This window comes from Bacillota bacterium (assembly GCA_023511835.1).
Taxonomy (GTDB): Bacteria; Bacillota; Sulfobacillia; order JAIMAT01; family JAIMAT01; genus JAIMAT01.
Map to the genome: position 1 here is coordinate 1 of JAIMAT010000055.1, position 13,819 is coordinate 13,819.

Genomic DNA, 13,819 nt, shown 5'->3' on the forward strand with positions numbered 1-13,819 from the left:
GGGAGTACTACGCGCTCCGCGGCTGGGAGGACGGCGTCGTCCCCGAGGCCAAGCTGCGCGAGCTGGGCATCGAGCCGGTGCGGAGCGGGGCCGCCTGAGCAGAGCCACCGCCCGGCCGCGGCCGGGCGGCGGCGCCCTTTCTCCACGCATGCGATCCGGGGGCCGCCCCTGCGGGGTGGCCCCCGGCCACGCGGCCGGGGGTCGAGAGGAAGAGGACGACCGCCCGCGAATACCTGGATTGTCACAGTTGCTGCTTTGTCAGCTGTACGATCCTGCCTCTCTTCCCCCTTCCCCCGGCGTTCGGGACGATCCATCCGCACTGCCCACCGACTCCCCAAGGAGGTGTCCGCGTGGAGGTCACCGTCCGTCTTTCCGTCAACGGCCGGCCCGTGGAGGCGGCCGCGGAGCCGAGGACGCTCCTGGTCCACTTCCTGCGCGAGACGCTGGGCCTGACCGGTACCCACGTCGGCTGCGACACCAGCCAGTGCGGCGCCTGCACGGTCCTGCTCGACGGGCGGGCCGTCAAGTCCTGCACGCTTCTGGCCGTCCAGGCCGACGGCCGGGCGGTCACCACCGTCGAGGGCCTGGCGGAGTTGCTGCCGGCGGAGGCCCGATTCGAGGGGCTCCACCCGCTGCAGGCCGCCTTCTGGGAGAAACACGGGCTGCAGTGCGGCTTCTGCACACCCGGCATGCTGATGACGGCCGCCGACCTCCTCTCGCGCAAGCCGGAGGCCACCGAGGCCGAGATCCGCGAGGGCCTGGAGGGGAACCTCTGCCGCTGCACCGGCTACCAGAACATCGTGGCGGCCGTGCGCCTCGCCGGCGAGCGGCTGCGGACGGCGGGCGTCGCGGCGACGGACGCGGTGGCGGCGCCGGTCGGCTCGCCGGCACGGGGGGGTGCGCGCTGATGCCCACGCTCTTCGGCACCCCGCTCAAGCGGAAGGAAGACCCCCGCCTGATCACCGGCCGCGCCACCTACACCGACGACCTCCGCCTGCCCGGCATGCTTTACGCCGCCATCCTGCGCAGCCCCCACGCCCACGCGCGCATCCGCGCGGTCGACGTCTCGGCTGCGCTGGCCACACCCGGCGTGGTCCGCGTCTACACCGGCAAGGATCTCGAGGGGCGCCTCGGCCCGATCCCGACCGCCTGGCTCGTCCCCGACGCCGACCTGAAGACGCCGCCGCATCCGGCCCTCGCCTCCGAGCGCGTCCGCTACACGGGCGACGGCGTGGCCATGGTGGTCGCCGAGAGCCGCGCCGCGGCCCGGGACGCGCTGGAGAAGATCCGCGTCGAGTACGAGCCGCTTCCCGCCGTGGTCGACGCCGAGAAGGCCATGGAGCCGGGCGCGCCGCAGGTCCACGACGAGGTTCCCGGCAACGTGGTCCTTCACTGGCGCGCCGGCGACGGCCCGGAGGCGGCGGAGAAGGCGATCGCCGGGGCGGAGGTGGTGATCCGGCGGCGCCTGCGCAACCAGCGCCTCATCCCCACGGCCATGGAGCCGCGCGCCGCGGTGGCGCAGTACAATCCGGCCACCGGCGAGCTGACCGTCTGGCTCACCTCGCAGAACCCGCACATCCACCGCTTCCTTCTTTCGGGGGCGCTGGGCATCCCCGAGCAGAAGCTGCGCGTCGTCGCGCCGGAGGTGGGCGGCGGCTTCGGCTCCAAGATCCCCTTCTACCCCGACGAGGCGCTGGTCGCCTTCGCCGCCCGCGACCTGGGGCGGCCCGTCAAGTGGACGGAGGAGCGCTCGGAGAACTACCGCGCGACCACGCACGGCCGCGACCACGTCCAGGAGCTGGTGCTGGCGGGCACCCGCGACGGGCGCATCACGGCGCTCCGCGTGCGCGCCATCGCCAACCTGGGCGCCTACCTCTCCACGGCGGCCCCCGGGGTGCCCACCATCCTCTTCGGCCTCATCGTCGCCGGCCCGTACGCCATTCCCCATGTGGACGTGGAGGTCTTCGGCGTGCTCACCCACACCACGCCGGTGGAGGCCTACCGGGGCGCGGGACGGCCCGAGGCCACCTACCTGCTGGAGCGGCTGGTCGACCTCTACGCCCGGGAGATCGGCATGGACCCGGTGGAGGTGCGGCGCCGGAACTTCATCCCGGCCGGCCGCTTCCCCTACACCACGCCCACCGGGCTGACCTACGACTCCGGCGACTACGGGCGGGCGCTGGAGAAGGCGCTGGAGCAGCTGGACTACGCCGCCCTCCGCCACCAGCAGGAGGAGCTGCGCCGCCAGGGGCGCTTCCTGGGGGTGGGCTTCTCCAGCTACGTGGAGATCTGCGGCCTGGGTCCGTCCAAGGTGGCCGGCGCCGTCGGCTTCCAGGGCGGCCTCTGGGAGAGCGCGCTCGTCCGCGTCCACCCCTCGGGCAAGGTGAACGCCTACATCGGCAGCTCGCCCCACGGCCAGGGCGAGGAGACCACCTTCGCCCAGGTGCTGGCCGACGAGCTGGGCGTGCCGGTGGAGGACGTGGAGATCGTCCACGGCGACACCGCGCAGACGCCCATGGGCTGGGGAACCTACGGCAGCCGCACCACGCCCGTGGGGGCGAGCGCGCTGGCGGTGGCGGCACGCCGCGTGGTGGAGAAGGCGCGCGCCATCGCCGCCCACATGCTGGAGGCGGCGCCGGAGGACTTGGACTTCCGCGAGGGCGTCTTCCGGGTGCGGGGCGTTCCGGACCGGCAGGCGACGCTGGGGCAGGTGGCGCTCCAGGCCCACCTGGCCTGGGATCTTCCGGAAGGCGTGGAGCCCTCGCTGGAGGCCTCCGCCTTCTACGACCCCGCCAACTTCGTCTACCCCTTCGGCACCCACGCGGCGGTGGTGGAGGTGGAGCCGGCCACGGGCCGGGTGAAGCTCCTCCGCTACGTCGCCGTCGACGACCCTGGCCGGGTGATCAACCCGCTGATCGTGGACGGGCAGGTGCACGGCGGCGTGGTGCAGGGCATCGGCCAGGCGCTCTGGGAGGCGGCGGTCTACGACGAGGCCGGCCAGCTGCTCACCGGCTCGCTGATGGACTACGCCCTGCCGCACGCGGCCCAGCTGCCGATCATCGAGACCCTCCGCACCGAGACGCCCTCGCCCGTCAACCCGCTGGGCGTCAAGGGCGTGGGCGAGACCGGCACCATCGCCTCCACGCCGGCGGTGGTCAACGCGGTGATGGACGCCCTGGCCCCCTTCGGCGTCGACCACCTCGACATGCCCCTGACGCCGGAAAAGATCTGGCGGGCCATCCGCGAGGCGGAGGCCCGGCAGGGAGGTGAGGCGGCGTGATCCCGGCGGCCTTCGAGTACCGGCGTGCCACGAGCCTCGAGGAGGCGCTGCGCCTCCTCCAGGAGGCGGGATCCGAGGCCAAGCTCCTGGCCGGCGGCCACAGCCTGCTGCCGCTGATGAAGCTCCGCCTGGCGCAGCCGGCGGTGCTGGTGGACATCGGCGGCCTCGAGGAGCTGCGCGGCATCCGCCTGGAGGGGGAGGAGCTGGTGATCGGCGCGCTCACCCCGCACGCCGAGGTGGCCGCCTCGGCCCAGGTGGCCGAGGCCTTCCCCCTCCTGGCCCGCGCGGCCGCGGCCATCGGCGACCTGCAGGTGCGCAACCGCGGCACGGTGGGCGGCAACCTGGCCCACGCCGACCCCGCCTCCGACCTGCCGGCGGTGGTGCTGGCGCTCCAGGGGCGCCTGGTGGCGCGGGGAGCCTCCGGCGAGCGGGTGATCCCCGCGGGGGACTTCTTCCTCGGGCCCCTCAGCACGGCGCTGGAGCCCGGCGAGATCCTGACGGCGGTCCGCCTGCCGCTCCTGGCGGGCCGGGTGGGCACCGCCTACGTCAAGCACCGGCATCCCGCCTCGGGCTACGCGGTGGCGGGCGTGGCGGCCGTGGTGCGCCTGGCGCCCGACGGGAGCGTCGACGAGGCGCGCCTGGGCGTCACCGGCGTCGGCCTCGCGCCCTACCGGGCCCGGGCCGCGGAGGAGGCGCTGCGCGGCCGGCGACCCGAGCCGGAGGTGCTGCGCGAGGCGGCGGCCCGCGCCACCGACGGCGTGGAGGTGACCGGCGACCTCTACGCCTCGGAGGAGTTCCGTGCCTACCTCTGCCGCCACCACGCGGCCGAGGCGCTGGAGGAGGCGCTGGCGGCGGCCGCCTGAGACGCGCGTCGCCTGGGGTCGCCCCGCTTCCTGGGGTAGGATCGGGGCGGAGGGTGAAGCGTGATCCCGGACCCCCCGCCCCACTCGCCGCTCTCCCCGGCGGCCGCCGACCCCCCGGTCCCGCGCCGTCCAGGGCCGGCAGCGGCGCTCTGGCGGCAGAACTGGCGCTGGGTGGAGGAGGACCGTCCCGCGGAGCCGGCCTGGAACCTGGCCCTGGACGAGGCGCTGGCCGAGCGGGTGGGCGCCGGCGAGGCGCCCCCCTTTCTGCGCCTCTGGACGGGGAGGCGTTCACTGGTCACCAGCCGCTACGACCCCGGGCTGGTCGACCGCCGGGGCGCGCTGGCCTGGTGCCGAGAGCACAGCTACGACCTCCTGCTCCGCTCAAGCGGCGGCACGGCCGTCGTCCATTCGGAGTGGACGCTCAACCTCAGCGCCGCCGTCCCCGCCCGCGACGGCTTCCCCTCGATCGCCCAGGCCTACGAGCTCTTGCCCGCGGGCCTCCTGCTGGCGCTGGCCGAACTGGGCCTGAGGGCGGGCTACGGCAGCGTGCCGGGAAGCTTCTGCGACGGCCGCTGGAACCTGGTCGCCCGCGGCCGGAAACTGGCCGGCACCGCCCAGCGTCGCCGCGCCGGCTACGTCCTCTGGCATGCGGTCCTGCTGGTCTCGGGCGGGGAGCGGGAGCTGGCCGCCATGAACGCCGACATCGCCGCCTTCTACCGGGCGGCCCGCGCCCCGGCGGAGGCGCCCGACGCCTCGGCGCTGACCAGCGTGGAGCTGGAGTGGCGCGCCGCCCATCCCGGCGCCGGCGCTCCGCCGCCCTCGCGGCGGGAGCTGGGCGAGCGCATCCGCGCGGCCTACGGCCGCCTCTGCCAGCGCCTGGAGACCGGGCCGGCCACGGAGGACGAAAGGGAGCGAGCCGCCCGGCTCGCCCCCTCCTGCCTGCCGCCGGAGCCCGCGGATGCGGACCGTTGAACGCCGTCTCAGCGCGCCGGCGCCGCCCCGCCCTTGCGCTCCATCTCGCGCTGGCGGAGCTCGACGCGGCGGATCTTGCCGCTGACCGTCTTGGGCAGGTCGTCGACGAACTCGATCTCGCGCGGGTACTTGTACGGGGCCGTCCGCTCCTTGACGAACTCCTGGAGCTGGCGCGCCAGCTCCTCGCTGGGTTCCCAGCCGCGCGCCAGGACGACGAAGGCTTTGACGATCTGGCCGCGCACCGGATCGGGGCTGCCCACCACCGCCGACTCGGCCACCGCCGGGTGCTCCAGGAGGACGCTCTCGATCTCGAAGGGGCCGATGCGGTAGGCGGCGCTCAGGATGACGTCGTCGGCGCGGCCCACGAACCAGAAGTAACCGTCCTCGTCCCGGTAGGCGCGGTCGCCGGTCAGGTACCAGTCGCCGCGGAAGACCTGCGCCGTCCGCTCGGGGTCCTTCCAGTATTCGCGGAAGAGGCCGACCGGCCGCTCGGGGCGGACGCGGATGGCCACGTCGCCCTCCTGGCCGGGCGGCAGCTCGCGGCCCTCTTCATCGATGACCGCCACGTCGAAGCCGGGCACCGGCTTCCCCATGGAGCCGGGCCGGACCTCGGTGCAGGGGAAGTTGGCCAGGCAGACGACCGTCTCCGTCTGGCCGTAGCCGTCGCGGATGGTCAGGCCGGTGGCGCGCCGCCACGTCTCGATCACCTCCGGGTTGAGCGGCTCGCCGGCGGCGACGCAGTGGCGCAGGGAGGGGAAGCGGAAGGCCGAGAGGTCCTCCTGGACCAGCATGCGGTAGTTGGTGGGGGCGGCGCAGAGCGTGGTGACCGGGTAGCGCGCCAGCATCTCCAGCGTCCTGCGCGCGTTGAAGCGGGCCGTGTGGTGGACGAAGACGGCGGCGCCCATGATCCAGGGGCCGAAGAAGCTGGACCAGGCCGCCTTGGCCCAGCCGGTGTCCGAGAGATTCCAGTGCAGGTCGTCGGGCTTCAGGTCGAGCCAGTAGGCGCCGGTGACGTAGTGGCCGATGCCGTTGGAGGCCTGGGTGTGGAGCGTCATCTTCGGGTAGCCGGTGGTGCCCGAGGTGAAGAAGAGGACGGCGGGATCGTCGGCGCGGGTGTCGCTTCCTTCGAAGGAAGCGTCGCCGCCCTCCACCAGCTCCTCGTAGCCCAGCCAGCCCTCGCGCTCGCCCTCCACCAGGATGCGCGCCCTCAGCCCGTTCCAGCCGCCGCCCGCACCCCCCGCCTCGGCCAGCGCCTCGTCCACCTTGGGCGCGTTCTCCGGATCGGTGATCACGGCCGCCACCTCCGCGGCCCGCAGCCGGTAGGCGATGTCGCGCGCGGTCAGCTGGGTCGTCCCCGGGCTGAAGACGACGCCCGCGCGGAGCGCCGCCAGGACGCTCTCCCACCAGGCGACGCGACGCGGGAGCAGCAGGAGGAGGCGGTCGCCCGGCCTGAGCCCCAGCGCCAGCAGCGCCGAGGCCAGGCGGCGGGAGCGTTCGCGGAAGCGGCCGAAGGAGATCTTCTGCTCATGGCCCTCGTCGTCCACCCAGAGCATGGCCATCCGTTCAGGTGTCGTCTGCGCGTGGGCGTCGAAGGTGTCGCGGGCGAAGTTGAAGCGCTCGGGCACCTGCCAGCGGAAGGAAGCCACCTCCTGGGCATAATCGCTCATGTTCACTGTCGTCGTCACCTTCCTTCGGCGAGGCGATTGCCCGGCATTTCGATATCCGCCGGCACCCTTCCTCTGGCGAAAAAAGGGGGGCGGCCGCCTGCCCCCCCCCTCCCCTCTCCGCCGGGCCGCCCGCTCTACGTCGTCCCGCCGGTCCGCTGGAGCTGCAGGTGGAAGGCGCGCAGCACCATGACCGCGGCCTCGGCCCGGACGGCCCCGCGCCCGGCCAGGAAGCTCCCGTCAGGATAGCCCGAGACCAGCCCCAGCGCCCTCGCCTCGGCGACATAGGGCCGTTGCCAGGCCGGAATGGCGGCGTCGTCGGCGAAGCCCGTCGCCCCGCCGTAACCGTGCGCCGCCGGATCGCGATCACCCAGGGCGCGGACCAGCCAGACGGCGATCTCGCCGCGCGTCACCGGCCGGTCCGGTAGGAAGCCGGACCCCACCTCCTCCGGCGCCAGCAGGCCCTCCTCCGCGGCGCCCTCGAGGAGCCCCTTGGCCCAGTGTGACCGCGGCACCGAGGGCAGGCGGTCGCCCGCCGCGATCAGGCGGAAGCCCAGCGTGCCGGCCACGATGCTCACCATCTCGGCGCGCGTCACCGCCTGACCGGGCCGGAAGCTCCCGTCCGGGTAGCCTGCGACGCCGCCCAGGCGGACCATTTCCGCCACCGCGTCGCGCGCCCATGAGCCCGCCAGGTCGCCCAGCGGCACGTCGAGCGGCAGCGCGACGAGCGGACCTGCACTCCAGCTCGCCTGACCGCCCTGCACCTCCACCGACCAGCTTCGCCGGGCCGCCAGCGCACCGCCCTGGTCGTAGGCGCGCACCTCCAGCGCGTGGGCGCCCTCGGGCAGCTCCAGCTGGACCGCATACGGAACGCCTGTCGCCACCGCCAGCCGGCGGCCGTCGAGCCAGTACTCCACGCGGTCGACAGCCGGGTGAGGCAGCCGGACGTAGGCGGCCAGGCTCAGGCTGGCCGGCGTCTCCCGGCCGTCGGTCAGCTCCTGGTAGCGGTAGGGAGCGCTCTGGTCGAAGCGGGTGACGTAGTACGGATCCTGCACCGCCTGCCGGTACGCCTCCAGGAGCGGCCCCTTCAGATGGTAGTCCCGCCCCGGGCCGCCCTGGTCGGCCTGGTCGAAGTAGAAGACCCCCTTCACCCGAGGATAGAGGAGCGGGATATAGCCCCAGAGGCGCCGGACGTTCCGGACGGCCCAGGCGGCGTCAACCTGGCCGGTCTCGTGCTGGACGAGGTCGACGCCCGTCTCGGCCACCAGGATGGGCTTGCGCTCCGCGTACAGCTGGTAGACCTGAGCCAGATCGTCCAAGGGGTCGAGGTTGGGCCCCTGGTTGTAGATGGCCTCCATCAGCGGCCGGTCCTGGGGTTTGGCGGCGTAGAAGGCCTGGTCGGCGTAGAAGTCGACGCCGACGAAGTCGACGGCATCGTCGCCGGGATAGTACTCCGGCAGGGTGTCGGCGGGCTGCACATTGGGCGCCCAGACCATGTAGACGCGGCTGGAGGTGGCGTGGACGACGTCGGCCACGTGGCGGAAGGCCTGCCGGTAGGCCTCGGGCTGGCCGCCCCAGGGCACCCAGCTCCCGTTCATCTCGTGGGCGAAGCGGAGGAGCACCGGCACGCCGAGCGCGTCCAGGTCGCGGACCAGCTGCCGCAAGTAGACGTCGTCGTAGGCCTGGGAGAGCCCGCCCTCCGGCTCCAGCGCCAGCTGGAGCGGGACCTGCTGCGCCGTCACCGCCTGCGCCACCCACGCAGGAAGCGGCTGTCCCCAGACCAGGTAGGCCAGGATGGCCTGCGGCCGCCCGACGTACCCCGGAATCCGAGAGAGATCCATGCCGACCGCCGGGTCCGCGTCGTACGTGCCGCCGGTCAGCGCCCCCGACCCGTCCAGGAGGCCGGCCGCGGGATCGGCCGGCAGCCGGGCGTAGAGGCGAAGGTCGGTGCGGTACTCCCTCGCCAGCGAGGCGGGGCCCAGGGCGGACTGGGGGTGGCCCAGGGCGTTCCAGGCGTCGGCCGACTGCCGCCAGGCCGCCACCGCCTGCGGATAGAAGCCGCGATCGGCCTCGGCTTGGGCGAGCTTGGCCGCAAAGACCGCCACCCTCTCGAGCGAGGTCGGATCGGAGTGCCCCGCCGACAGGGTCAGGATCGCCCGCCAGTCGGCGACGGCCCGAGCCAGGTCGCCCGCTCGGTAGGCGGCTTCACCCGCCTGGTAGAGGTCCCAGAAGCGGTCGGCCCAGGCGACCCTGCCCGCTCGGAACCCGCTACCCGCCCCGAAGAGCACCGTCACCAGGAGGGCGGCGAGGAGGCGCGCCGCGCCCCGCTTCCTTGCCCGTCTCGCTTCCGTCCCCGTTCCCCTCCCCTCGCCGCTTCGCTCCCCGCGGAGACGGCCCAGACGCCTTCTCCTGCGGCTGGATCGTACGGGAGAGCCGGTCATGGATCCTGCCGGAGGAGGCGGGGCGGAGGGCGGCTTGACAGCGAACGGTTCTCATTCTTACTGTGGAGTCCGGAACGCCCGTCCTACGGGTCACCTTACTCTCCGTGTGCGGCCGGTCGAAGGCGGCGAGGCGCCCGGCGCGGCCCGGCACGCGGAAGGCGGAGGGGGAAGGCCATGGATCCCATGACGGCGCAGGCAGCCGGAGGCTACGGGGCCCTGGACATCGCCGTCCTGGTGCTGCGGGAGGGGTTCGAGGCGCTGCTGGTGGTGCTGGCGCTGCTCGGCCTGGCTGCCCGGAGCCCGGCGGGGGAGCGGCGACGCCAGGAGACGGCGGTCGCCGCCGGCATCGGCGGAGGCCTTCTTCTGGCCCTTCTCCTGGCCTGGGCCGTGCGCCGCTGGCTGGCCGCCGAGGCGGCCGCCGCGGGGCGCGAGCTGGTCTCGGGGCTGGCTGGCCTGGCCGCCGTCGTCCTCATGCTCGGCGTCGGCTCCTGGCTCCACGAGCGGAGCACGGCGGCCGGCTGGAACCGCTACCTGAAGCAGCAGATGGAGTCGGCGGCCGCCCGCGGCAGCCTCCTCCGCCTCGCCCTGGTCGCGGGCACCGCGGTGCTGCGCGAGGGGGTCGAGGTGGTCGCCTTCTTCGCCGGCCTGGCGGCCTCCGTCGCCGCCGGCCAGGCGGCGCTGGGGCTGGTGCTGGCGCTCCTCCTCCTGGCCGCGGCGGGCTTCGCGGCGCTCCGCTTCGGCTGGCGCCTGCCGACCCAGAGGGTCTTTCTGGTCGCCTCGCTCCTCCTGGACGTGCTGGCCTTCAAGTTCGCCGGCGCCGGCATCCACGCGCTCCAGGAAGCCGGCCTCGTCCCCGAGTCCGCCGCTCCCCTGCCGGGCTTCGCCCCTCTCGGCCTCTACCCCACCTGGCAGTCGTCGCTGGCCCAGCTGGTCGTGCTCCTGGCGGTGACCGCCTTCTGGCTCGAGGCCCGCCGCCGCGACCGGGCGGCGCTCGGCGCAAGCTGAAAAGGCGGGGGCGGGCCGCGGCCCGCCCCCTTCTATTGTTCAGCGCCCGTGCCCGCCCCTCCCCGGGCCGCCCCCCGGGCCCGCGGAGGGAGGCCTCCGGCGAGGACGTCTACTTGTTGGCGAAGAAGTTGGCGTTCTTCTCGATGTAGCTCTTCCACTGGTCCGGGACGTCTTCCTGGAAGTAGATCGCGCTCACCGGGCAGACGCCGACGCAGAGGCTGCAGTCGATGCAGAGGCTGGGGTCGATGTAGAGCTGGTCCTCGCCCTCGACGATGCAGTTGACGGGGCAGACCTCCTGGCAGGACTTGTCCTTCACGCCGATGCACGGTTCGCAGATGACATAGGCCATGCTGTCGACCTCCTTGGATGTTCGCCGTCCACGCCGGCCCGTGGCGCCTCCCGGCCCACAGCCCGAGTCTACCGCAATCCACCCCTGCGGTGGCGGAAGCGGCCGCCCCCCGGCCCGCGCCACCGCCCGGCCGGCCGCGAAGCTCTCCCCCGGCCAGAACCGGCCACGGGCGAACGCATTCGCCGCGGGTGCCGCTTCTCCCTGCCGGCATACCACGCCACGCGGACGGTGAGAGCCTCCTCTCCGCCGGCGACGGCCCCGTGGCGGCCGCTCTAGCGCCCGCCCGTCGCCTTGCGCGGCGCCAGCTGGATGCCGGCTCCCTTCAGGTCGGCCACCGCCGCCTCGATGACGGTGTCGGCCTCCTCGTCACCCATGCGGAGCCCGTGCGAAGCGGCCAGCCGGCGAAGGCGCCGCTCCGCCTCGCTCTTCTTCATGGTCCCGTCCCATCCGTAGACGGCGCCCATCTCCTCTACCGCTCGCACCACGATGCGGGCGATCTGCATCAGGCGGACCAGCCGCTCCGGATCCCGCGCCACCCGCCGCAGGAAGTACCCCACCACGGCGCCCACGCCGGCGAGGAGGGCGTCGCCCCAGCTCAGCTCCATCCTGCTCCACCCCTGGACCGGCATATGCGGCGGCGAAACCGCCGGACGCCCCCCGGAACGGCGACGGCACGCCGGTCGGCGGCGTGCCGTCACCCTCTCGAACAGGCCAAGGCCCGGCCTCCCGCCCGCCGCGCGGGCTCAGGCGACCCGCGAGGACCGCCGCACCAGGCGCGGTCCCATCTCCCGGCGCAGGCGGAGGAGCTCCGCCCGCACCCGCAGGTAGCCCACCGTCGCCAGCAGCAGGAAGCCTGCCACCGCGATCGCCTCGTCCAGGAGCAGCAGCTGCCCCACCCCCCGAGGAAGCCACCGGTCTCCGCACACCGTCTGGCGGTTGTTTCGCCGATCCCGGCGCAGGGGTGGCACCGTCCCTGCACCGGCCACTATACCACGGCGACGGTACGGGCGACCGGCGCCCCCCGGCGGGGCCTGCACCCGCCCGGCCGTGAAGCGGCGCCTCGTGTCGCGGGTAATTTCTACGCGGAGTCACATTGCCGCCCTGAGGAATCCTGCGTACGCGAGTGCCGGTGCCGGCCACCGCAGGCAGCGAGCATTTCTTTTCACTGCTTGCAATCAAGGGCGGGCGCCCTCCAGCTCGGCGCCAGGTTGATTCCGGCGTACACCATCGGCCTCCGGTGTGCTGAGGCCGGTCGATCGCCCGGCCCCGCGTTCCGCTCATGAGAAACGGCGCTCGCCCTGCGGGCGAAGCGCTGGCGCCGGCCGCTTCCCACCGGCAGGAACGTCCTGCTTGTCGCAAATCGTAAGGGCGGCGGCGGCGGCGAACGGCATATTGACGACGGCCTGCGACGCTCCTAGCATCCGGGGTGGACTCCGGCCGGTATGCGGTATGCCATTCCACCCGCGGCCGAGTGCCTCGCGGGATCCGTGCTCCTCCCGCCCGGGCCTGCTCATTCAAGCTCGAACGGCTCAGGATTGCCCGCCCACGAGCGCGCCCGCCGACCCCCGCCGATGGTATGCCGTATGCCCCCGCTCCCACCCTGACTGCGGCCCGTTGGCCGTCAGGGGCGACCTTCCGGCGCAGTGAAGGGCAGCCGGCCTGCGGCTGTACGAAGGAGGCGCAGGTAGCGGATGAGCGCAGCGACGGCACCGGTCAGGACGGCTTCACGCTGGTGGCAAGTGGTCTACGCGATCGTGGTCATGCTGATGATCTCCGTCTACGAGTACACCTTCACCCTCTTCCAGGCTCCTCTGCAGCGCTCCCTGGGTTCCAGCCTCTCCATGATCGGCCTGACGTACACCTTCTACGTGGTGGTCCAGGCGCTGGGCCAGATTCCGGGCGGCGCCCTCATGGACCGCATCGGGCCGCGCTGGGTGATGACGGTGGCCGCCCTCTTCGCCGGACTGGGCTGGATCTTCTCCTCGCTCGCCCGCCAGATCTGGCAGCTCTGGTTGGCCTACGGTATCGGCAGCATCGGCCCCGCCATCGTCTACGCCTGCGCCATGAGCATTGCCCTCAAGTGGTTCCCGGAGCCGCGCATGAAGGGCCTGGTTTCGGGGCTGAACGCCGCCGGTTTCGGCGCGGGCTCCGCCCTCTTCATCCCGGTGGTGGCCTCGCTGATCAGCGGCTCGCCGGACGGCTGGCGGACCGCCTTCCTGATCTTCGGCATCGCGCAGCTGCTGGTCATCCTGGTGCTGGCCCAGGTACTGCGCTATCCGCCGGCCGGATGGACGCCGGAGGGATGGGATCCGCGGCGCCAGGCCCGGCAGGGACGCGCCCCGGCCAGCACGACGCGGCCGTGGACGCCCGGTGAGATGCTGCGGACCTGGCAGTTCTATGCGCTCTGGATCAGCTTCGCCTTTACCGCAGCCGCCGGCCTGATGATCGCCGGCAACCTGGCCGCCATCGGCAAGAGCGCCGGCTTCGGCGAGGCGGCCGGGCTGGTGGTGCTGGCCATCACCCTCTCCCGCATCACCAACGGCCTCGGCCGCGTCTTCGCCGGCTGGCTCTCGGACCGCATCGGGCGGCCGCTCACCATGGGCATCTTCTACCTGCTCATGGGCCTGACGCTCTTCGCGCTGCGCGCGACGGGCTCCTCGCCGGCCGCCTTCCTGGTGCTGAGCATCCTCTTCACCTTCTTCTGGGGGCCCATCTTCGTCCTCAACCCGGCGGCCGTGGGCGACTACTACGGCTCCGAGCACTCCGGGATCAACTACGGGATCCTCTACTCGGCCAAGGCGGCCGGCGGCGTCTTCGCGGGCTTCGTGGCGGGGGCGCTGGCGGCCCGCACGGGCAGCTGGACGCTGGACTTCTACCTGGCCGGCGGGATGGCCGTCCTGGCCGGCCTGATCGCTTTCACCCTGAGGCAGCCTGCCGAGCCCACGAGCGCCGCCCATCCCCTGGCGCCCGAGGCTATGCAGCAGGGACTTTCGGGCTGAGACGGGGAGGTGATGGGCGCTCACCGGAATCATCCCTTGCCCGGCACCGGAGAGGGGCCCAGGTGAGGATCGGTCCGATCCGGTCCCATCCGCGCCGTCCACGCCGGCCACGCCCCCTCCGGGCCGGCCGGGCGCCTGTCGAGAACGGTTATGGAGGCGGATCCGATCGTGGCGAGCGGTTCGGTGGACGTGACGTACCGCGGGATCTTCCAGAAGATCCTGGCGGGGAACATCGTGAAGACGCTG

At 73.3% G+C, this 13,819-nt stretch carries 10 protein-coding genes and 1 pseudogene; 6 read left to right on the forward strand and 5 right to left on the reverse strand.

Annotated elements, in window-relative coordinates:
- The first annotated feature begins 350 nt into the window (after nt 1-350).
- The 4 genes and pseudogenes from K6U79_08415 (at nt 351) to K6U79_08430 (ending at nt 4,770) form a co-directional block, all read left to right on the forward strand.
- Nucleotides 351-908 (forward strand): (2Fe-2S)-binding protein, encoded by a 558-nt coding sequence (locus K6U79_08415; protein MCL6522375.1) that lies wholly within the window; start codon nt 351-353, stop codon nt 906-908.
- On the forward strand, nt 908-3,280 hold the full coding sequence (locus tag K6U79_08420; protein MCL6522376.1) for a xanthine dehydrogenase family protein molybdopterin-binding subunit: 2,373 nt from the start codon (nt 908-910) through the stop codon (nt 3,278-3,280). The genes K6U79_08415 and K6U79_08420 overlap by 1 nt, the downstream gene beginning before the upstream one ends.
- Nucleotides 3,277-4,143 (forward strand): xanthine dehydrogenase family protein subunit M, encoded by an 867-nt coding sequence (locus K6U79_08425; GenBank protein ID MCL6522377.1) that lies wholly within the window; start codon nt 3,277-3,279, stop codon nt 4,141-4,143. The genes K6U79_08420 and K6U79_08425 overlap by 4 nt, the downstream gene beginning before the upstream one ends.
- 474 nt (nt 4,144-4,617) lie before the next feature.
- Nucleotides 4,618-4,770, forward strand: a pseudogene (locus tag K6U79_08430) (lipoate--protein ligase family protein).
- Nucleotides 4,771-5,123: 353 nt separating this feature from the next.
- On the opposite strand, the gene K6U79_08435 reads toward K6U79_08430, so the two are convergent.
- Complete coding sequence (locus K6U79_08435) at nt 5,124-6,782, reverse strand: AMP-binding protein (protein MCL6522378.1); 1,659 nt, start codon at nt 6,780-6,782, stop codon at nt 5,124-5,126.
- 134 nt (nt 6,783-6,916) lie between these two features.
- A complete protein-coding gene (locus K6U79_08440; protein ID MCL6522379.1) occupies nt 6,917-9,220 on the reverse strand; it encodes an S-layer homology domain-containing protein in 2,304 nt (767 codons plus the stop codon).
- Nucleotides 9,221-9,394: 174 nt separating this feature from the next.
- On the opposite strand from K6U79_08440, the gene K6U79_08445 reads away from it, so the two are divergent.
- Nucleotides 9,395-10,225: an FTR1 family protein gene (locus K6U79_08445; GenBank protein MCL6522380.1), complete on the forward strand. Its 831-nt coding sequence runs from the start codon at nt 9,395-9,397 to the stop codon at nt 10,223-10,225.
- A gap of 109 nt (nt 10,226-10,334) precedes the next feature.
- On the opposite strand, the gene K6U79_08450 is transcribed toward K6U79_08445, so the two are convergent.
- The 3 genes from K6U79_08450 to K6U79_08460 all read right to left on the reverse strand — a co-directional run bounded on the left by K6U79_08450 (nt 10,335) and on the right by K6U79_08460 (nt 11,470).
- Complete coding sequence (locus tag K6U79_08450; protein ID MCL6522381.1) at nt 10,335-10,574, reverse strand: 4Fe-4S binding protein; 240 nt, start codon at nt 10,572-10,574, stop codon at nt 10,335-10,337.
- Nucleotides 10,575-10,846: 272 nt separating this feature from the next.
- Nucleotides 10,847-11,179 (reverse strand): phage holin family protein, encoded by a 333-nt coding sequence (locus K6U79_08455; GenBank protein MCL6522382.1) that lies wholly within the window; start codon nt 11,177-11,179, stop codon nt 10,847-10,849.
- A 138-nt stretch (nt 11,180-11,317) separates the two neighbouring features.
- Nucleotides 11,318-11,470 carry a hypothetical protein gene (locus K6U79_08460; protein ID MCL6522383.1) on the reverse strand — a complete coding sequence of 51 codons (153 nt, stop codon included), beginning with the start codon at nt 11,468-11,470 and terminating at the stop codon, nt 11,318-11,320.
- Between the two features lie 795 nt (nt 11,471-12,265).
- Here K6U79_08460 and K6U79_08465 point away from each other — a divergent pair.
- Entirely contained in the window at nt 12,266-13,573 is a 1,308-nt protein-coding gene (locus K6U79_08465; GenBank protein MCL6522384.1) for an OFA family MFS transporter, read from the forward strand.
- Nucleotides 13,574-13,819: the final 246 nt, after the last annotated feature.